18 protein-coding genes and 1 tRNA gene are annotated in these 18962 nt (G+C 65.6%); 6 read left to right on the forward strand and 13 right to left on the reverse strand.

Going from position 1 to position 18962, the window contains the following annotated elements; genetic code table 11:
* Positions 1–10: 10 nt before the first annotated feature.
* From LPA45_RS08370 to LPA45_RS08390, 5 genes are all read right to left on the reverse strand, one after another.
* Positions 11–148, reverse strand: coding sequence for a hypothetical protein (locus LPA45_RS08370; RefSeq protein WP_158577741.1), 138 nt, complete (start codon positions 146–148; stop codon positions 11–13).
* 144 nt (positions 149–292) lie between these two features.
* A complete protein-coding gene (locus tag LPA45_RS08375; protein WP_116323029.1) occupies positions 293–1267 on the reverse strand; it encodes a tripartite tricarboxylate transporter substrate binding protein in 975 nt (324 codons plus the stop codon).
* An 86-nt stretch (positions 1268–1353) separates the two neighbouring features.
* A complete protein-coding gene (locus LPA45_RS08380) occupies positions 1354–2112 on the reverse strand; it encodes an SDR family oxidoreductase (RefSeq protein WP_116323028.1) in 759 nt (252 codons plus the stop codon).
* Positions 2113–2170: 58 nt separating this feature from the next.
* Positions 2171–2857, reverse strand: a complete 687-nt coding sequence (locus LPA45_RS08385) for a fumarylacetoacetate hydrolase family protein (protein ID WP_116323027.1) — start codon at positions 2855–2857, stop codon at positions 2171–2173.
* A 27-nt stretch (positions 2858–2884) separates the two neighbouring features.
* The gene (locus tag LPA45_RS08390) at positions 2885–3838 is read right to left on the reverse strand and encodes a 2-hydroxyacid dehydrogenase (protein ID WP_317920061.1); all 954 of its coding nucleotides are present in this window, start codon (positions 3836–3838) and stop codon (positions 2885–2887) included.
* A 128-nt stretch (positions 3839–3966) separates the two neighbouring features.
* On the opposite strand from LPA45_RS08390, the gene LPA45_RS08395 reads away from it, so the two are divergent.
* Positions 3967–5100: a citrate/2-methylcitrate synthase gene (locus tag LPA45_RS08395; RefSeq protein ID WP_367394996.1), complete on the forward strand. Its 1134-nt coding sequence runs from the start codon at positions 3967–3969 to the stop codon at positions 5098–5100.
* A gap of 12 nt (positions 5101–5112) precedes the next feature.
* Here LPA45_RS08395 and LPA45_RS08400 read toward each other — a convergent pair whose 3' ends face one another.
* The 4 genes from LPA45_RS08400 to LPA45_RS08415 form a co-directional block, all read right to left on the reverse strand.
* Positions 5113–5844 (reverse strand): MBL fold metallo-hydrolase, encoded by a 732-nt coding sequence (locus tag LPA45_RS08400; protein ID WP_317920059.1) that lies wholly within the window; start codon positions 5842–5844, stop codon positions 5113–5115.
* Between the two features lie 44 nt (positions 5845–5888).
* On the reverse strand, positions 5889–6530 hold the full coding sequence (locus LPA45_RS08405; RefSeq protein WP_317920058.1) for a cytochrome b/b6 domain-containing protein: 642 nt from the start codon (positions 6528–6530) through the stop codon (positions 5889–5891).
* A 36-nt stretch (positions 6531–6566) separates the two neighbouring features.
* On the reverse strand, positions 6567–6833 hold the full coding sequence (locus LPA45_RS08410) for a PepSY domain-containing protein (RefSeq protein WP_116323022.1): 267 nt from the start codon (positions 6831–6833) through the stop codon (positions 6567–6569).
* A gap of 88 nt (positions 6834–6921) precedes the next feature.
* Positions 6922–7143, reverse strand: coding sequence for a DUF2188 domain-containing protein (locus LPA45_RS08415; RefSeq protein ID WP_317920057.1), 222 nt, complete (start codon positions 7141–7143; stop codon positions 6922–6924).
* A gap of 200 nt (positions 7144–7343) precedes the next feature.
* On the opposite strand from LPA45_RS08415, the gene LPA45_RS08420 reads away from it, so the two are divergent.
* Both LPA45_RS08420 and LPA45_RS08425 read left to right on the forward strand, forming a co-directional pair.
* Entirely contained in the window at positions 7344–7634 is a 291-nt protein-coding gene (locus tag LPA45_RS08420) for a hypothetical protein (RefSeq protein ID WP_116323020.1), read from the forward strand.
* Positions 7635–7727: 93 nt separating this feature from the next.
* Positions 7728–8036: an EthD family reductase gene (locus tag LPA45_RS08425; RefSeq protein ID WP_317920056.1), complete on the forward strand. Its 309-nt coding sequence runs from the start codon at positions 7728–7730 to the stop codon at positions 8034–8036.
* A gap of 5 nt (positions 8037–8041) precedes the next feature.
* Here LPA45_RS08425 and LPA45_RS08430 read toward each other — a convergent pair whose 3' ends face one another.
* Positions 8042–8584 carry a hemerythrin domain-containing protein gene (locus LPA45_RS08430; RefSeq protein WP_116323018.1) on the reverse strand — a complete coding sequence of 181 codons (543 nt, stop codon included), beginning with the start codon at positions 8582–8584 and terminating at the stop codon, positions 8042–8044.
* A gap of 160 nt (positions 8585–8744) precedes the next feature.
* Positions 8745–9527, reverse strand: a complete 783-nt coding sequence (locus LPA45_RS08435; RefSeq protein WP_233528387.1) for an alpha/beta fold hydrolase — start codon at positions 9525–9527, stop codon at positions 8745–8747.
* A 207-nt stretch (positions 9528–9734) separates the two neighbouring features.
* Here LPA45_RS08435 and LPA45_RS08440 point away from each other — a divergent pair.
* Positions 9735–9807, forward strand: a tRNA-OTHER gene (locus LPA45_RS08440).
* Positions 9808–10251: 444 nt separating this feature from the next.
* The gene (locus LPA45_RS08445; RefSeq protein ID WP_376790642.1) at positions 10252–12453 is read left to right on the forward strand and encodes a penicillin-binding protein 1A; all 2202 of its coding nucleotides are present in this window, start codon (positions 10252–10254) and stop codon (positions 12451–12453) included.
* 76 nt (positions 12454–12529) lie between these two features.
* Here LPA45_RS08445 and LPA45_RS08450 read toward each other — a convergent pair whose 3' ends face one another.
* On the reverse strand, positions 12530–13297 hold the full coding sequence (locus tag LPA45_RS08450) for a ParA family protein (RefSeq protein WP_116323015.1): 768 nt from the start codon (positions 13295–13297) through the stop codon (positions 12530–12532).
* Between the two features lie 107 nt (positions 13298–13404).
* The gene (locus LPA45_RS08455) at positions 13405–14778 is read right to left on the reverse strand and encodes a tetratricopeptide repeat protein (protein WP_317920055.1); all 1374 of its coding nucleotides are present in this window, start codon (positions 14776–14778) and stop codon (positions 13405–13407) included.
* A 258-nt stretch (positions 14779–15036) separates the two neighbouring features.
* On the opposite strand from LPA45_RS08455, the gene LPA45_RS08460 reads away from it, so the two are divergent.
* Positions 15037–18960 carry a BTAD domain-containing putative transcriptional regulator gene (locus LPA45_RS08460; RefSeq protein WP_317920054.1) on the forward strand — a complete coding sequence of 1308 codons (3924 nt, stop codon included), beginning with the start codon at positions 15037–15039 and terminating at the stop codon, positions 18958–18960.
* Positions 18961–18962: the final 2 nt, after the last annotated feature.

Below are 18962 nucleotides of genomic sequence, written 5' to 3' on the forward strand. Positions count from 1 at the left end.
CTGATGCACTTCACAGGATGTGAAGACCCGACCAGGCCAGATAGACAAGCCCTGCCGCCACCACGAAAACCGACAGCAACGCATAGTAGCGAGCCCCGTGACATGGCTGTTCTGGATGCCCTGGCTGGTGAAAAATCACGTTTCGCATGCTGCTCTCCCGTTTAAGAGGAGTCTGATGCAGTTTACGCGCTACCGACCCAGTCGGCGTATCGGCCCCGAGAAGCACGTTGCCGGCCACGCGTTGGCGACGTTGAATGGGCAACGCGTGGCAAGCAGGTCGACTGAACGACCACTATTCCGGCTGGATTCCCGCTTCCTTGACGACTTTCCCCCACTTTGCCAGGTCAGACTTGATCAACGCCGCGTATTCCTGTGACGTGCCGCCCTTGACCTCGATCCCCGCCGCTTCCAGCTTGGCGCGCACCTCGGGCAATTTCAGCGCGGCATTGATCTCGGCATTCAGCCTGGCAATGATCTCTTTCGGCGTTCCCGCTGGGGCCAGGAAGCCGCCATTGGTATTGGCGTCATAGCCCTTGAGGCCTTGCTCTTCAGCAGTTGGCACATTGGGCAACGCCTTGGATCGGTGGTGGGTGGAGACCGCGACGGCGCGGACGTTGCCCGATCTGACCTGCTCCTGGATGGCGCTAATGGTGTCGATGTACAGCGTGGTCCGTCCGGCGATCAGGTCGGGATGGGCGGCGGACGACCCCTTGTAGGGCACCAGCAGTACGGGGGCCCCGCTTACCATGCGGAACATTTCGGCGGCCATTTCCTGCGCACTGCCACGGCCGGAGGTGGCAACCTTGGCCTCGCCGGGATTGGCCTTCATCCAGGTGACGAGCTCAGGCACCGTCTTGACCGGGAGTTTCGGGTAGACCGCGAACACCAGCGGGATTTCATGCGTGTAGACGATGGGCTCGAAGCTCTTTTGCGGATCCCATCCCAGGTTTTTGAAGAGGAATTTGTTGATGTTGTGGCTGCCGCCCACGATGCCGATCGTGTATCCGTCGGGCCTGGCGTTGGCCAGCACCGCAGTGCCCAGGTTGTTGGACGCGCCCGGACGGTTCTCGACGATGAACGGTTGGCCAAGCTTGACTGAAAGCTTTTCGCCGACGACCCGGGCGATCAGGTCGATGCCACCCCCCGCTGGCGCCGGGACGATGATGGTGACAGGCCGTGCCGGGTAATTCTGGGCCGATGCCAGGCCGGGTGCGATGAGCAGCGCGGCGGGTACGACCAATGTCTTGATCAGGGTAGTGAACTGCATCGTTGTCTCCGTTTGTTTCTGGTTAACTCATGTCAACTCTGGTGACGCACCCTTCGCCATGAGGGCTGGCGGGGGGCGGGGGGCATTCAGCCGCGCCCGACGAATGGCATGGCACTGGCCATGACGGTCATGGTCAGCACGTTGGCGTCGAGTGGCAACGACGCCATATGACGCACGGCATTGGCGACGTGGCTGGCGTCCATCATGGGCTCGGGTGCGGTCGTTCCGTTGGCCTGCAAGACGCCGCGCGTCATGCGCTCGGACAGGTCGGTCAACGCGTTGCCGATGTCGATCTGGCTCGCAACGATGTTGAAGGCGCGCCCGTCCAGCGCCAGTGCCTTGGTGAGGCCAGTGACGGCGTGCTTGCTGGCGGTGTACGGCGCCGTGTAGGGACGCGGCGTATGCGCCGAGATGGAACCGTTGTTGATGATGCGCCCGCCCTGCGGCGATTGACGGCGCATGAGTCCGAAGGCCGCGCGCGCGCAGAGATAGACCCCGGTGACGTTGGTGTTGATGACGTTGAACCAGTTGTCCAGCGGCAGCTCGTCCATCGGCACGGCCGGTGCATTGACGCCCGCGTTATTGAAAAGCAGGTCCAGCCGCCCGAACTCGCGTTCGATCGCGTCAAACAAGGCCTGCACGCGTTCGGGGTCGGTAACGTCGGCAGGCATGGCCACCGCGGCCTGTCCGCGCGCGGCAGCTTCGGCGGCCAGCGCTTGCAAGGGAGCGGGGCGACGGCCGGCCAGCACGACCGTCCAGCCGTCGTCGAGCAAGCCAATCGCGGTAAGGCGGCCAACGCCGCTACCAGCACCCGTAACAAGGGCAATCTTTCGGGAAGCGTTCAAGGACGGTCTCCAGCAATGAGGTGGGAACGAAAATCAGGAATGAGGGGGCCTTGCGCCATCAGTGGGTGACGGTCAGTGAGAATTCGCCAATGCCGGCCACGCTGGCGCTGACGACGTCGCCGGGATGCAAAGGCCCCACGCCTGCTGGCGTGCCGGTAAAGATGAGGTCGCCGGCCATCAGCGTCACGGAGCGCGACAGCATGGCAACGAGTTCGTGAACCGGCCACAGCAACCCGGACAGGTCGGCATGCTGCCGTTCGACGCCGTTGACCTCCAGCGCTATCGCCCCTTCCCGGAGATGCCCGCAGTCGGCCGCGGGCACGATCGGGCTGCAGGGCGCCGAGTGGTCAAAGGCCTTGGCTGGTTCCCAGGGTCCGCCCACGCGTTTGGCCTGCTGCTGCAGGTCGCGGCGCGTCAGGTCGAGCCCGACGGCATAGCCCCAGATATGGCGGTCCTCGGCCTGCGCCGGCTCGATGTCGCGGCCGCCACGCCCGATGGCGACCACCAGTTCGACCTCGTGGCAAAAGTCTCCCGTTCCCGGCGGATAGGGCAGCCGGTCCTGCGCGGGCACCACGGCGGTGGCGGGCTTCATGAACCATGCGGGCATTTTCCGTGGCGCCGGTTCGTCAGGAGACCACCGGTAGTTGCGCCCGATGCAGAAGACCCTCGCGACGGGAAACAGCGCCGCGCGGCCGCTGACGGGCAGGGCGGGCGTGGCCGCGGGTGGGAAAACGAAATCGGTCATCTTGGGTGTCCGTGATTGAACCCGCGCTCAGGTGGTCAGGCTCATGGTGGGACGGCTGCCGGCCAGCGCCTGGGCGACGCTGTCGAGCACCATCTGCGCCATGGCGGTACGGGTTTCCCAGGTGGCGCTGGCGCGGTGGGCCTGCAGCGTCGTGCGGTCGGACTGGCGTAGCGCCAGGGGAACGCGAGGCTCGTCCACGAATACGTCCAGCGCGGCGCCCGCGATGCGGCCCGCGGCGATGGCTTCGGCGAGATCAACCTCGTTGACCAGTCGGCCACGTGCCACGTTGACGAGGAAGCCGCGGGCGCCGAGCGCATCCAGCACGGCGGCATCGACGAGGCCTTCGGCCTTGTCGGCAGCCGCGCACAGCACCAGCGCATCGCTGTCGTGCGCAAGCTGGCGCAGATCTGCCACAAACTCATGCGGCATGTCGTCCATGCGGTGCAGGTCGGTATAGCGGATGGGGCAGCCAAAGGCGGCGGCCCGCGTCGCGACCGCGCGGCCGACTCGCCCCATGCCCACGATGCCGACGCGCATGCCGCTGAAGCGCCGGGCAAGCGGGATGGCGCCGGGCTGGGGATGCAACTCCCATTGACCGTCGCGCACAAAGCGGTCGCCGGCGCAGATATTGCGGCAGGCTGCGATCAGCAAGCCGATGGCCAGGTCTGCCACGTCTTCGGTCAGTGCGCCCAGGGTGGCGGTGACGGGCAGGCCGCGTTCACGGCAGTAGGCCAGATCCACCGCATCCGTCCCGACGCCATTGACGGCTACCACCTTCAGGCCAGGCAACTGTTCCAGCATCGCCCGGGAGATTCCGGTGTGCCCACCGGTAATGACGGCCTCGATGGCGGCGCCATGCTCCCGCAGCCAGGCCGCCTGGTCCGCGATCTCGAAGAGTTTGTGAACCTGATAGCGGGTGGCGAGTTCGTCATTGGCCGCCAGGATCAGGATGGGATTGAGTTGCAGGATCTGTGGCTTCATGTCCGGATGCAGTCAGGTTGTTGAAGGTTGACTGCATGGTGGGATAAGTTGATTTGATAGGCAATCTTGATATATAAAATCAACATAAAATTACTCAACCACAAGTCATCATGGGTTCCTGGATATCGATGGAGGAGGCGTGCAAGCGCCTTGGCGTCCGGCCGCAGACGATCTATGCCTATGTCAGCCGAGGCAAGCTGGAAGTCACTTCAGACCCCACGGACACACGCCGCAGCCTGTACCGCGCCGAAGATGTGGCAAACCTGGCCAGGCGCAAGCAGGCCGGGCGCAAGTTCGAGACGCTCGCAACCAATACGCTGTTTGGCGCGGAGCCCAGCATCCCCACCGCGCTCTCCACGTTTGTGCGGGAGCGGCTGTACTACCGCGGCCAGGACGCGGTGATGCTGGCAGGCTCGGCGAGCCTGGAAGACGTTGCGCGCTTGCTCTGGAATGCCGACCAACCCGTCGACTTTTCATCGACCGCCCGCTGCGGCAAGCCGGGGCGTGTTGCCGCGTTCAGGGTCCTGGCCGAGCTGGCCGCCACGGGCCACTCCACCCATGGGCGCATGACCCGCGTCTTGCATTACGAATGCCAGAGCCTGGTGGGCCAGTTGGCCAACAGCTTTGGCGCGCATGCGGGACAACAGCCGTTGCACTTGCGCTTTGCGCAAGGGTGGAAGCAATCCCCGCAAGTGGCAGATCTCCTGCGGACCGCAATGGTGCTTCTGGTCGACCACGAGCTGACCAGCTCGGCCTTTGCCGCGCGCATTGCCGCGTCCACTGGGGCATCCCTGCCGGCCTGCCTCCTGTCCGGCCTGACCACACTGTCCGGTCCGCTGCATGGCGACGCCTCGGGCCGCGTGAAGGCGCTATTCAATGAACTGGACCGAGAGGGCGAAGATCAGGTGATCGCCCACCACCTGTCCGCTGGCTTGCCGTTGGCTGGCTTCGGGCATCATCTCTACCCCGAAGGCGATCCGCGCGCGGCTGCGCTGCTGTCCCTGTTCGATCCGCCCGAAGTCATCGCCCGCTTTATCGAGAAGGCGACTCGCCTGACCGGCCTGCAACCCAATATCGATGTTGCCCTGGCGGCCCTGGTTACCCACTACGGGCTGCCTGACGACGCAGCGTTTGGCATGTTCGCCACGGCACGGAGCATCGGACTGTTGGCGCATAGCCTGGAACAACTCGGTGTTGGGCAAGTGATACGCCCGAGAGGGCGTTATGTCGGGAAGCCGCCTGAAAGAGCGGCCGAGGGTTGAGGCGCGACAGGGCTAGCCGCGTTCGACGCTGTCGGCGAGCGCGCGCAGCAAGGCCGCGCCATCGCCGCGCCAGGCGCTGCCATGCATGCAGGCAAGCGTCGTCGGCTGCAAGGCAGCGAGGCGTTCCAGCATGGCGCGGGCGTTCCTGGTGTGCGAGAAGTAGTCCATCTTGCGACGAAACGCCTCGCTCGGATCGAGGATGTCACCTTCGGTCAGCGGCGGGGGATGCGAGCCGCCCTGGGTAAACAAGTCCCCACAGAGCAGCGTTGCCGACGTGGTCTCCATGAGGAACCCGCACTCCCATGCATGCGGCAGATGCGGTGTGTCCAGCCAGCGCACGCTGTGCTGCCCGAGCGAGATTGTCTCGCCATCATCCAGCGCGCGTGGCGGCCGGTCGGCATAGTCACTCACCGAGACCATGGCCGCGATCTGGCCACACAGTGGCTCCGCCCGCGGCGCGGCAGCGAGAAACGCATTGAGCGCGCCGCATTCGTCAGACTCGAAATGCGAGAAACCGACATAGCGCAAACGATCGATTGGCATGATCCGCTCGACGGCCTCGCTGACAACCGGAAACAGCCTGCGCAAGCCGGTATGAAACAGCAGCGGGTCTTCGTCGTCGATCAGGTACTGGTTAAACGAGAAGCCGACACCGCCAGGGATCTCGACCGGCGTGGAGATGCGATAGATGCGGTCCGCAATCTCGCCGATCGTTGTCCCGCTTGAAAGGGCTAGGGTCGCCATGGCGCGCTCCTTCTGAAGGCGCAAGGGAAGGGTTAATGGAAGGGTCAATGCTGGCGGAGCGGTGGCGCTTCGGCACCGGGCTTTGCCGCGGAGGCGGCGGGTATTGCAGGTGATCCCGCCGCGGTTGCTGATTCAGCGTCCGTCGGCGGGCTGTCTTCCTCGTGCGCCGGTTTCCTGCCGGTGACCATGGCCAGCATCAGGTTCTCTTTGTGCAGCCAACTCATGAAGCATGCAGCGGCGATATGGATGCCGACCAGCGCCATCAACACGTAGGCCAGGATGGCGTGGAAATCCTTGGGGCCGTCTTCCCCCCAGAACAGGTCCAGCCGTGATAGCCAACCGGTAAATGCCAGTGCGAGGATGAAGATCCACAGCGTCAGCATCATCATGGCGCCAAGCGGACTGTGGCTCAGATAGCGGGGCGGGCGCCCGGCGGCGGCGGCCTTGAGATAGGCCAGTACCCCGTGACGGGTGGGCATCCACGCGCGGAAATTCCCTGCGCCCGACCCTGCGACACCCCACGCCACGCGGATCAGCACCAGGCACGCGGCGGCATAGCCGAGATTGCGGTGCAGCGGCCCGCCGGAATCCTCGTACAGATCCCACAGCACCAGTGCCGCCACGCTCCAGTGCGTCATTCGGACAATGGGGTCCCAGACCAGAATGGACCGGCGCGAAGGCTGCATGGTACGGCAGGGCAGGGACGACGGAAACCCGTGTCGTTACTTCTCGATTTCTGACTTGACCACGTCCAGTGTCTTGGTATCGAAATAGATCTCAGCCTTTTTCCCATCCTTGGTGGTGCCGTAGATCTCGTAGCAATTTCCGTCAACCTTGAATTTCTTGATGTTGTAGCCCTGCGCCTCGATTTTGGCGCGGGCATCGCTTTCCTTCATCCATTCGCTCTTGGGGTGCGCGGGACATTTCGCGCTAGCCAGTGCTGAACCGGACACCAGGATCATTGCCATCAGCGCACCAAGCTTCAGCATGGGAGTCTCCGTTTCGAGGGAGTCTTGAGCATAGTGCACGCGAGAATCATTCGCAATCCGCGGCGGGCCCGCGGAGGGACTGGCCAAATCAGCCCGCGACGTCGCCCGGATCGCCAAACGAGCTTCGCTCCACGATCTGGCGGTCACGGCCGTGGACAAGCAGTTCCACCTTTGCACGCCTGGCCTTTTCCCTGCCGGTGGCAATCGCGTGATCCATGGAAGTGAATCGCTGCTGCCTGCCGGCGCCACCTTCCGCTTCAACGGCCCAACCGTTATGGGTAGGCACGACGTGGATGTTCTTGCTGGCCATGGTCGTCTCCGGAGGTTGTGCCCTCAGTGTCTGCCCACGTCACCGCGCCGCTATCAGGCGTTGTCCGACAAGCGCGTGGCAGCCGTAGCAGTCTTCCGCCCGTCTTTCATGGAAGCTCTGGTCGCACCTAAACTGGTGCCATCACATCCTTCTTTGCGCGACTTCGCGAAATCCGGGGTCATTCGATGGAGGGACGAATCATGCACACTGTTATCAGGACTTATGCCGGAAGCGGGGCCAGGGCGCTATTTGATCTGCTGGAAAAGCGGACACCGGAAGTCGAATCCCTGATGCGCTCGGTCCAGGGCTTGGTGAGCTATACGCTCGTGCGGACCACCGATGGCGGATTCTCCGTGACGACCTGCAATGACAAAGCGGGCGTGGATGAGAGCGTCAAGAAAGCCAGGGAATGGATTGCCGAGAACGCGACCGGTACCGGTGCCAGCGCGCCGACGATTGCCGAGGGGACCGTCATCCTGCACGTGAAATAGCCGCTGTACGCAAGCAGGGCAGATCGCAAGTGCGCCGCGTGCCTTGGCGCGCCATTTCGATCCGCCCCAGGCTTGCCCAACCGGAAGATCAACATGGCAAAGCTTGTCGCACTGTACAAGATGCCCGCCGACAAGGCGGCGTTCGACGCGCACTACTTCTCGAAGCACATTCCGATTGCCAGGAAGATGCCCGGCTTGCAGGCTTACGAGGTAAGCAGCAGTCCGGTGGAGACGCCAGCCGGGCAATCACCTTTCCATCTGGTAGCGTTGCTTACCTTCGATTCCCTGGAGGCAATGCAGCAGGCTCTCGCTTCGCCAGAGGGCGCCGCGGCCGCGGCCGACCTGGCGAATTTTGCACAGGCAGGCGTGGATCTTCTGGTCTTCGACACCAAAGAGGTGTAGCCCTGTCAGGCAGCTTCGATCTGTTTGCGCAACGCCGCGAAACGCGCTTGTACCCTGTCTCCAAACAGGGGATCGGCGCCATCCGGAACGGTCTCCGCGACTTCGGTCCAATCCCTTTCGGTCAGTCGCTGCGCGGCACGCGGCATGACCTGTTTTTCCTCAGTGGAGAGATGGTTGCGATAGTAGGCAAGGTACATGGCGGCGGCGGCTTCGAGCGCCGTCCGCGACGTGATGACGTCGCTTTCAGCTTCATGCAGCCGGCTGAGCAGCTCCTCGCCCACCGCGGCAATGACACGATGCTCTTGCAGGAGCCGACTGACCACAATTTGCATGTCCGGGGATCGCTCAACGAGCAGGGCGTATGCCACATCCTCGCGAGGGTGGTGAACGCGATCGCCATAGTTGCGCAGGTAATCGATGATCGTGCCCATCAGGCCGTAGTCTGGCGGCTCCTCCCGGTAAAAGGCGTTCACCTGTTCTTCCAGCAGGTCAAGCAGTGCGGCGAAATGGATATGGTCGGAATGCCAGACGGCAAGCTGGTTGGCCATGGCGCCCTCCAGGGAAAACTGGTTACGGAAACCGCTGCGTCCAAATTCATCGGAACTGCAACATTTCAGTAACAATAGTCTTCCCTCGCGACGTGGGTCTGATCCAGATCAAAGAGGCGCATGTCCTGACCCGCGTGCTACCAACAGCGGAAGGCCGTGCTCACTGTTCGTGCCTGGCGATAAAGGCCTCAATCGTGGCGTTCACGAGATCGGGCTTTTCCAGGAAGATGAAGTGACCACCGTCCAGGGTGGCAAGCTCGGCTCCCGGAATCCGCTCGGCAATCTCCGCGGAGAAGTAGGGCGGGGCGCAGAAATCGCGCTCGCCGACCATCACCAGGGTCGGCGTCGTGATCGACGGAAGAGCGTCGAAGGCGTCGTGCGACACGATCATGTCGATCCGGGCGAAGCCGATCTCCGGTTCAAATGTGCCGGCCGCTGTCGCGTTCACCCACGCCTGCACCTGCTCCGGGTGTTCGCGCATGAATCTCGCATCGAAAAGGAACAGTGCGTTGGCCTCGGTGGATGCGCGCATCCCGGAATCGGTCAGCATCCGTCGCCGCATCTCGAACTGGCGACGGTAGAACGCATCCGCGCGTGCAATGGAAGAGACGATGGTCGCGCTGCGCAGCAGCTCGCGGTGACGGATCGCCAGCCATTGCGCGATGGCGCCCCCCGTTGAGGAACCGACCGCGTGGACCGGCCCGCATCCTACCGCCTCGACAACCCGCGCCATGTCCCGTGCGTGTTGTGTAATCGTCATATCGCGGGCGGTATGCCCGGACGCGCCGGTTCCGCGGTGGTCGGGCACGATTACCTGGTGATGCGCGGCGAACAGCTCGATCTGTGGCCCCCACGATGTACCCACTCCCGCCAGCCCCGCCAGCAAGAGCACAGGCGAACCCTGGCCCTTCACCTCGTAGTGGATGGAAACACCGTCGGACATTACGTTTGGCACGTTTCCCCTCCGATGCAGAAAGACGCGAAGGACGGGCCGAACGCGTCAAGAGTCAGGTTATTGCATTTGATAATAGCGCCGCCCTGGGTACCTGACGAGCGCTGGAGCCCACGATCGCCATCGCTCTTTTTCTTATATCGGCCAGTGCGCAAGCGCACAGTGGCCGTATGTCGAAAGTCGCACAATTGCTCTCATTGCGGCATAGCGCAGTGGAAGCGCGCGGGTCTTATTCTCCCCGAGGCCGGTGGTTCGATTCCACCTGCCGCAACCCCATTCAATGGCAGACCGACGCGAACCCGGGCGGTCGTCAGGCAGGGCTGTCAGCCGAACCAGGGTCTCCGTCGATTCTCGTCGCCAGACTGCATCGATTACTTGCTTCGCCGGCTTTTGTGACCGGGGAAGAGGAGGGCAGCGAGCAACAGACCTCCGACGGTCAGAATAAGAATGTCCTGCATGTTTTCGCCTCCCATGAAGATGCCAGATCGAGCGGGTCAATCTAGTCGCTGCCTGTTTGTAGTGCTATCGGTCTTTGTCCGACAAGTTTTCGTGGGAAAGCCCAAGACCCATGCTCAGCCTGCCACGAATGACTCTGTCCAAATGAAACAGATGTAATCGATTGTTAGCGCGGTGCCGCGCATCCACGTTTGGCACCAGACGCGTTCCCGCGCTTTGGTACGATCCCGCTCTTTCCGCCAAACGTCCCGCCACCGTGATTCGCCGCCCTGTATTGTTGTTTCGAGAGTATTGCGCGCGGTGGCTCATCCGTATCCGACCGCTGGTCGTTGCCAGCGTCACGGCGGCAGGGCGCGCCTTCAAGGGCGCGCTGGAACGCATGCGCCGGCCGACGCGACGCGGCGTCATCCTGACCCTCGCCGCGGTGCCCGTGCTGTTCCTGCTGTACGTGCTGGCGCTCGTGCCTTTTACACCTGGCATCAGCGATATTCGGAAAGCTCGCATCGACCGCCCGGCGCTCATCGTGTCGGTCGACGGCAGAGTGCTCGACGAATTCAAACCGGTCAATCGCGAGTGGGTATCGCTCAGGCAGATCTCGCCGTACATGCTGGATGCATTGATCGCAACCGAGGATCACCGCTTCTACGAGCATCACGGCATCGACTGGCTGCGCATGGCGGCGGCTGCGCTGCATACGTTCTCCGGCGATCGCCAGGGCGGTTCGACCATCACGCAGCAGCTCGCGCGCAACCTGTATCCCGACAAAGTCGGCCGCGCCCCGACCCTGGCACGCAAGATCAGGGAAGCGATCACGGCGCTCAAGATCGAAGCCGTGTACAGCAAGGACCAGATCCTTGAGACGTACCTGAACAATGTGCCGTTCCTGTACAACGCCTACGGCGTGGAAATGGCGGCGCGCACCTACTTCGGCAAATCGGCCCATCAGCTCGATATTCTCGAAAGCGCGACACTGGTCGGCATGCTCAAGGCCAACAGCACTTACAACCCCGTTCTCAATCCGGCGCGCGCCATGCAGCGGCGGAACACGGTGCTAGGGCAGATGAACAAGCACGGGAAGCTCAGGCCCAATGCTTACATCTGGTTGAGCCGACAGCCCCTCAGGGTCAATTTCGAGGTGCAGGCCGCGCCGCGAAGCGCCGCGCCGCATTTTTCAGTGCAACTGCGCAAGTGGCTGATCGCATGGGCCGAGCGCAACGGCTACAACATCTACGCCGACGGGCTTGTCGTGCGCACGACCATAGATTTTCGCCTGCAGGCCATGGCGTTGCAGGCGGTGAACTGGCAGGCGAGCCAGCTGCAATGGATCGCGAACGGGGCATGGAACGAACGCCGGGGCTGTCACCCAGGCAACGACCTGTTCCGGACGTTCATGCGGCAAACGCCCGAATATCGCGCCGCACGCGATGCTGGCAAATCGGATCAGACGGCGCTCAGGAACCTCGGCCGGAACCTGACCTTCGTCCGTGACCTCTGCCGAAGCAAGACGCAGGTCCAGGCGGGTTTTATCGCGATCGATCCGCGCAACGGCGATATCAGGGCATGGGTCGGTAGTCGCGATTTCACGGACGCACCGTTCGATCACGTGCAGCAGGCCCGGCGTCAGCCGGGTTCGACATTCAAGCCGTTTGTCTACGGGGCGGCGTTCGCAGATGGCGCCCGGCCGGGCGACACGATCGTAGACCGCAGCGTTGCCATTCCACTGAAAGGGCAGGCCATGTGGCGGCCCACCGACGCGGAGCCGCCTACCGGCCGGCCGATGACGCTGCGCGACGCGCTGGTGTACTCCCGCAACCGCGTTACCGCCCAGCTCATGCAAAAGACACGCCCCGAAAAAGTCGCACGGCTTGCGCGCGCGATGGGCGTGCGCGAGAGTGCGCTTGAACCGGTGCCGTCGCTAGCGCTCGGCACGAGCCCGGTCACGCTCAAGGAAATGGTCTCGGCTTACAGCACGATTGCAAACCGCGGCGCCTATGTCGAGCCGCGCATGGTCACCCGCATCGAGGATCACGAGGGCAAGGTCCTTGCCGAATTTGGGAGCGCATCGCCGGAACAGGCACTGCCCTCAGCTGCGGCGCAAACGCTCGTCGATGTGATGCGCGACGTCGTGGCCCGAGGCACCGGGGCGGACATCCGGACGCGCTTCGGAATTCGCGCCGACGTGGCGGGCAAGACGGGCACGACGCAGGACAATGCCGATGGCTGGTTCATCCTGATGCATCCCCAACTGGTCGCGGGCGCGTGGGCGGGCTTTGATGATGGGCGCGTGACGCTCGGCGACTACTGGGGGCAGGGCGCGCGCAGCGCCCTGCCGATGGTAGGCGCGTTCTACGATATGGCACTGCGGGCACGGGTTGTCGACCCGGAGGCGCGGTTCAGCCCTGAGGCCCGGTCGCCTCGCGAAGCCCAGGCACGGCAGCATCGGCACTTCCTGTTCTGGTAGTACTGACACCACCGCCAGCGCCTGGTACGCGTCCGCGAAGCAGGGGGGCTGCCTGACCCGGGCGCACGTGCAGTTTTCAGCCAGCCAACTCCCGGTGCAACGCCACGTATTCCTGCGCGAGCTTATGGCGCGGATCCAGGTGAATCATGGGAGTAGCGTGCTGGTGCGATTCCCGGATCTTTACCGAGGAAGACAGCCGCGACGCAAGTACCGGCAGCCCCTCGCTGATCAGTTCTTCGACCAGCTTTATCGGCAAGCTGGCGCGCGGCTGGAACTGGTTGATGACGATGCCCTCGACCTGCAGCGCGTCGTTGTGGTCTTGCTGGATTTCCTTCACGTTATCGAGCAGCGTGTAAAGGGCACGGCGCGAGAAGTCATCGCAGTCGAACGGGATCAGGCAGCGCTCCACGGCAATCAGTGCAGAGCGCGTATAGAAATTCAGGGCTGGCGGTGTGTCGATGTAAATGGCGTCGTAGACCGACTCCAGTTCGAGCAGGGCGTCGCGCAGCTTGTAGATCTTGTAGCGGGACTCAAGCTTGCCATGCAGGGCGTCAAGGTCGGCATGCGCTGGCATCACGTCGAGGTTCTCGAAGGGCGTCGAATGGATATACGACGTCAGGTCCACCGGCTTGAAGCTGTAGGTCAGGGACGCTTCGAAGAAGTTTGCCGCGCTCGGACTCGCCTCGCTGGCGCGCGCGCCCATCAGGTATTGGGTCGAGTTGCCTTGCGCATCCAGGTCGACGACCAAAGTGCGCAAGCCTTCGCTGGCGCTGATTGCCGCAAGATTGCATACAATTGTTGACTTGCCAACACCGCCCTTCTGATTGAATACGACGCGCCGCATTTCTTCCTCTGAGAAGACCGTTTCGAAGGCGAAAGCATACCTTAGCGAGGCGGCGCGTGGTCATGGAAAGCGGGCATCTGGCGCCCGCCCGCCACAGGTGACAGCCCCTATGCCGCCTTCGCCGCTGCCGCGTCCTGCCGGCCGTCCGTCGCCTCGCGCTGTAGCGCGGACGCGCGTTGCACCAGCTTGCTGAGGCTCGGGTTCATCGGCTTGAGCTCCATGCGCTCGGCCGCCAGCGCGCAGGCCAGGTTGGCGTGTTCACCGCGCAGCGCCGCCTCGATCAGGGTCAGGTTGATCAGGTCTCGCTGGGCATGGCTGCCGCCGAAGCGATGCGCGATCTGGCGTACCGGCATCAGCAACCCGATAGCACGGCCATAGTTGCCCCGGGAGAAGGCGACCAGGGCCTCGGTCACCGGCAGGCCGACCTCGCGCGTCATCATGGCGTTGCAGCCGCCTCCGGCTGCAGCGGCGCGCATGCCGGCGAGCAGGGCGGTGAGTGCGTCATCGCGCCCCGCGCACAGGAAGGCCATCGCCGCATGGGTGTCGTTGAAAGCGTAGTACCCTTGCGCATCGCGGGCCTGCCAGGTGTCGGCCAGTTCATTCCAGCGCGAGCCCACGTCGATGCCGCGCAAGTGCAGACGCCACAGCATGGCGCAGGCATCGATCAGTTCCAGCGCGACTGAAGACTGGTTTTCGCGGATATGCGCGTCGTAGATGTCCAGCACCTGCCTGGCATGGCCGAGCTCCAGGTGGAACAGGGCCAGGTGCCACCAGTTGTGCACGGCCATCATGTTGTCCTGCGACCAGTCGCCGGCACGCCCGCTCAGCCAGTCGATGCCTTCGTCCTGGCGGCCTTGCATTTCCATCACGTGGGCCACCGCATGGATCGCCCAGGGATCGCGCGGGTTCAGCTCCAGCGCGAAGCGGCCGCGCTCCTCGGCCTGCTCGTACCGGTGCGTTTCCTCCAGGCCGAAGGCATGCATGCCCAGCACATAGCCGAAGCCCGGCACGCGGGTATTCCAGTGGGGCAGCACCTGGGCGATGCGGTCACGCAGCAGGGTGGACTGCCCAAGCAGGAAGTCGCCGATATGGGCAACCTGCAGCGCCAGGCTGTCGCGCGGATAGTCGATCACGATGTCGCCGTAGAGCTGGATCGAGCATGTGAAGTGGCCATCCAGCCACGCGCGCGCCGCGGCGATATGCCGGCGTTCGCGCTCGTTCGCGCCGGCGGACAGCGCCTCGCCGGCTTCGACGCTTTCCCGCAGCAGCGGCGCTACGGTGCCGTCGCCGGCGGTGATCATCATCCCGGCGCGCAGCGCATGCCCCATCACGAAGCCGGGATCTTCCGCCAGCGCATGGTCGATCACGGTGAGCGGGTCGCCGTAGTAGCCGTGCAGCAGCTCCAGGGCCGCCTCGAAGCGCTCGATCGAGCTGGCGTTGGTGCTTGAGACCGAAACACTCCGCGAATCAGTATGTGCCATGACGCAATCCTTCCAGTGTGATGGAGACAGCCCTTGTCCCGATGAAATTGACCGTTCGCGCGCGCCGCGGTGGTGCCTCGCGCCCGAGGTTGTGCTGATACTAGGCAGGGGCCGTGAAGGGGTCCGGCAGTCCTGCGTGAAAGAAGCGTGAAAGTTGCCGCGGGCGTGAAAGTAGCGATTGATTCTCTTTGCGGCGGGGCTACGCAGCGTAGTCCTTTGGCGTCGCCTATAAATGATGGGCTTGCCAGCCTCCATCCCATGACCCGCGCCCGTCTTGACCTGTTCGGCGGTTTCCACCTCAGTTCCGCCGACGGCACGCCGATTCCGCTGACGGCGCGCAAGGCGCGCGCCGTGCTGGCCTATCTCGCGCTGGCCCAGGGGCGGGCCCAGCCGCGCGACAAGCTGGCCGCGCTGTGCTGGGCGGAGAGCAATGCCGAGCAGGCGCGCAGCAGCCTGCGCCAGGCGCTGAGCGCTGCACGCCGCGCGCTGGACGATGCCGGCACGCACGGCCAGCACGTGGTACTGGCGGAAGGCGACTGCGTGATGCTGGGCGAGATCTCGGTGGACGTGTGCGAGTTCGAGCAGTGTGCCCGTGAAGCCACGCCGGCGTCGCTGGCCCGCGCCGCGGACCTGTACCGGGACGACTTGCTGGAGGGCTTCCACGCCGCCGCGCCGGCCTTCGACCACTGGCTGGCAATCGAGCGTGAGCGCCTGCGCGGCGTGGCGCTGGGCGTCCTGGCGAAGTTGCTGGCGCATCACGAGCAGGCCGGCGCGACCGACCTTGCCATCGCCAGCGCCACGCGCCTGCTTGCGCTCGACCCGCTGCAGGAAGCCGTGCACCGGGCGCTGATCCGGCTGTATGAGCGGCAGGGCAGGCAGGCGCTGGCGCTCAAGCAATACCGGCTGTGCCGGGCGGCACTCCAACGCGAGCTCGGCGTGTCGCCCGAGCCCGAGACCGACGCGCTGTACCAGGCCATCCTGCGCGCGCGGCGCGAGCCGGCAGCGGGCAGCCCGGGCGGTGACGACGCCGCCGTGCAAACGGCCGGTTCGGACATGGCCCCATCCGCCGCCACGCTGGCGGCCGCCCTGACACCCGAGCCGCAACTGCGCCATGCGGTGGTGCTGGTGGCCAGCCTGGACGAGGGCGCTGCCGGCGCGCTGGAACCCGAGCAACTGCACCAGGCCCTGGCCTGCTGGCGCCAGCAGGCCCGCGCCCTGGCGGGCGCCTGCGGCGGCCACATTACTGATGAAATCGGCACCCGGCTGACCATCGTGTTTGGGGTTCCGGTGGCGCACGGCAACGACGCCGAGCGCGCGCTGCACACCGCGGGGGCGCTGCATGCCGGGCTGGCGCGGTTGGCCGGTGCCGCCGAGGCTCGGCTGCAGGCCCGGGTGGGCCTGGCAAGCGGGCAGGTGCTGGCGGCCTATGGTGACAGCGGCATGATGCTGACCGGCGGCCCGGTCGGCGTGGCCTTGCAGGCGATGGAAGCTGCCGGGGCCGGCGCCACCATGGTGTCCAACCGGGTCTACCAGGCGCTGCCCGGACGCCTGGAAGCCGATTGCGCGGCCCGGGCCGCGTTGCCCGGCGTGGCCGAGCCGATCCCGCTGTGGCACGTACGGCGATTCCTAGGGGTGGAGCAGGCGCCGGCCGAGCACGCCTTCATCGGGCGGCACGCGGAACTGGCCCAACTGGCCGGCGTGGCCGACAGCTGCCTGCGCTCGGGCCATGGCCGCGTCGTATTGATCCGCGGCGAGGCCGGCATCGGCAAGAGCCGGCTGGCCGGACGCTTCGTCGCGCTGGCGCGCGAACGCGGGATGGAAGCGCACCGGGCCCTGGTGCTTGACTTCGGCGCCGGCAGCGGCGGCGATCCCATGCGCATGCTCGCGCGCAGCCTGCTGGGCGCCGCGCCGCGTTCCGATGCGGAGGGCGGCAACGGGGCGGCCCTCGAAGGCAGGCTCACCGCCTGGCAACTTGCGGAGCAAGACCTCATGTTTGCGCGCGACATGCTGGAGCTGCCCCAGTCCCCCGAGCATGCCGCCGCACTGGCCGCGATGGATGCCGCCAGCCGGCAGCGCGGCGCGCAGCGCCTGATGGTAGCGCTGGCTATCCGGCGCAGTGCCGCCCGGGCGCAGCTGATCGTGGTCGAAGACGTGCACTGGGCGGAGCGTACGGTGCTCGACTGCCTCGCGCAGCTGGCCGCGGCAACGCGCAACCATGCGCTGCTGCTCGTGCTGACCGTGCGCCCGGAGCACGACCCGGTCGATGCGGCGTGGCGCGCGACCAGTCAGGGCGCGCCGCTGACCACCATCGATCTCGGGCCGCTGGACGATACCGAAGCGCACGAACTGGCGGCCTGCTACCGGCAGGTCGATCCCGCCATGGCCGCGTCCTGCATCCGCCGGGCGGAAGGGAATCCGCTGTTCCTCGACCAATTGCTGCGCGGCGCCGAGGCGGGCGCGGAAACCGGCGGGGACGAACTGCCCGGGACGCTGCAGAGCATCGTGCTGGCGCGGCTGGACCGCTTCTCCACCGCCGACCGGCAGGCGCTGCAAGCCGCTGCCGTGCTGGGCCAGCGCTTCAGCCCCGCCGCGCTGCGGCACCTGATCCAGGATCCCGCCTATGCGTGCGAGCACCTGGTCATGGCCGCCATGACGCGGCCGGAAGGCGAGGATTACTTGTTCATGCACGCGCTGATCCATGAGTCGGTGTACGCCTCGCTGCTCAAGTCGCGCCGGCAGAACCTGCACCGGCGCGCGGCCGCCTGGTACGAGGGCAGGGACCCGGCACTGAAGGCCGAGCACCTCGACGCCGCGGGCGATTCCGGCGCGCCCGAGGCCTATGCCGCCGCGGCACGGCACGAGGCGGCGCACTTCCGCGGCGAGCGCGCGCTGCGCCTGGTCGAACGCGCGCGGCGGCTCGACAGCGATGACGCTTGCCGGCATGCGCTTGCCTGCCTGCATGGCGAGCTGGCGCTGGATCTGGGTTTAGCCGCGCAATCGCTGCAGGCGTTCCGGCAGGCCCAGCCGCTTGCGAGCGGGGCGGCGCAGCAGGCGCGGGCATGGCAGGGCACGGCGGCGGCCCTGCGCCTGCTCGACCGCCATGACGAAGCCCTGTCAGCGCTGCGCGAGGCCGAGCAGGCCGCCGCCGCGCTGGGCCAGTCCGAGCGGCTGGCCGAGATCGAATCGCTGCGCGGCAACCTCTATTTCCCGATGGGCGACATGGACCAGTGCCTCGCCGCCCACCAGCGCGCCCTCGGCCACGCACGCGCAGCCGGATCGGTGCTGGGCGAGGCGCGTGCGCTTGGCGGCCTCGGCGATGCCTACTACCAGCAAGGCCGCATGATTACCGCCCATGCGCACTTTGCCCGCTGCGTCGAACTGGCGCGGGCACACGGCTTTGTCCGCATCGAATGCGCCAACCTGCCGATGGTGGGCGCGGTGGAGCTGTTCCGCAACCAGCTCGATGCGGCGCGTGCCGGTTGCGAGGAAGGGCTGCGGCTGGCCCAGCGCATCGGCGATGCGCGCAGCGAAATGCTGGCCTACGACGTCATGACTTCGACCGCGCAGCTGGCCGGCGACTGGCCGCGCGCTGAAGCGCAAGCGCGGCTGGCCCTGGCGCTGACGCGCCGGCTGGGCGCGCGCCGCTTCGAGGCCGAGGTGCTGGCGCGGCTTGGCCTCGCCCTCGGCGCGCTCGGCCAGATGCAGGAAGCCGAGGCACTGCTCGATGAGGCGCTGCAACTGAGCCACGCCAGCGGGCTGCGCTACTCGGGCCCCACCGTGCTGGGTTTCCTGGCACGCACCACGCGCGATCCCGGCCGGCAACTCGACGCCTTGCGGCAGGCCGAAGCGATCCTGGCGCAGGGCTGCGTGAGCCATTGCCACGTCGACCTGCTGGAAGCCGCGATCGACGTTTCCGTGTCGTTGCGGCGCTGGCAGGAAGCGGATCGCTACCTGGCGGCGCTACAGGACTACATGCGGCCTGAGCCGTTCCCCTGGGGCGACTTCCTGATCCGCAGGGGCCGCGCCCTGGTCGACGCCGGGCAGGAAGAGGAGGGCGGCGGCACGCCGGCGCTTCGCGAGAACCTGCGCCAGCTCAGGGACGAGGCGCATGCGGCCGGCCTGCACGCGTCGCTGGATGCCATCGATGCCGCACTGATGCGGCTGGCGGCAGGGAGTAATTAGTG

Source organism: Cupriavidus sp. Agwp_2 (assembly GCF_040784895.1).
Lineage (GTDB): Bacteria > Pseudomonadota > Gammaproteobacteria > Burkholderiales > Burkholderiaceae > Cupriavidus.

Coding starts and splice junctions, on each gene's coding strand:
- LPA45_RS08395 (WP_367394996.1), top strand. CDS start 3,967: ATGGAGGAGGCGTGCAAGCGCCTTGGCGTCCGGCCGCAGACGATCTAT.
- LPA45_RS08410 (WP_116323022.1), bottom strand. CDS start 6,833: ATGCTGAAGCTTGGTGCGCTGATGGCAATGATCCTGGTGTCCGGTTCA.
- LPA45_RS08430 (WP_116323018.1), bottom strand. CDS start 8,584: ATGGCCAACCAGCTTGCCGTCTGGCATTCCGACCATATCCATTTCGCC.
- LPA45_RS08390 (WP_317920061.1), bottom strand. CDS start 3,838: ATGAAGCCACAGATCCTGCAACTCAATCCCATCCTGATCCTGGCGGCC.
- LPA45_RS08375 (WP_116323029.1), bottom strand. CDS start 1,267: ATGCAGTTCACTACCCTGATCAAGACATTGGTCGTACCCGCCGCGCTG.
- LPA45_RS08455 (WP_317920055.1), bottom strand. CDS start 14,778: ATGGCACATACTGATTCGCGGAGTGTTTCGGTCTCAAGCACCAACGCC.
- LPA45_RS08460 (WP_317920054.1), top strand. CDS start 15,037: ATGACCCGCGCCCGTCTTGACCTGTTCGGCGGTTTCCACCTCAGTTCC.
- LPA45_RS08435 (WP_233528387.1), bottom strand. CDS start 9,527: ATGTCCGACGGTGTTTCCATCCACTACGAGGTGAAGGGCCAGGGTTCG.
- LPA45_RS08400 (WP_317920059.1), bottom strand. CDS start 5,844: ATGGCGACCCTAGCCCTTTCAAGCGGGACAACGATCGGCGAGATTGCG.
- LPA45_RS08370 (WP_158577741.1), bottom strand. CDS start 148: ATGCGAAACGTGATTTTTCACCAGCCAGGGCATCCAGAACAGCCATGT.
- LPA45_RS08385 (WP_116323027.1), bottom strand. CDS start 2,857: ATGACCGATTTCGTTTTCCCACCCGCGGCCACGCCCGCCCTGCCCGTC.
- LPA45_RS08405 (WP_317920058.1), bottom strand. CDS start 6,530: ATGCAGCCTTCGCGCCGGTCCATTCTGGTCTGGGACCCCATTGTCCGA.
- LPA45_RS08425 (WP_317920056.1), top strand. CDS start 7,728: ATGGCAAAGCTTGTCGCACTGTACAAGATGCCCGCCGACAAGGCGGCG.
- LPA45_RS08450 (WP_116323015.1), bottom strand. CDS start 13,297: ATGCGGCGCGTCGTATTCAATCAGAAGGGCGGTGTTGGCAAGTCAACA.
- LPA45_RS08420 (WP_116323020.1), top strand. CDS start 7,344: ATGCACACTGTTATCAGGACTTATGCCGGAAGCGGGGCCAGGGCGCTA.
- LPA45_RS08415 (WP_317920057.1), bottom strand. CDS start 7,143: ATGGCCAGCAAGAACATCCACGTCGTGCCTACCCATAACGGTTGGGCC.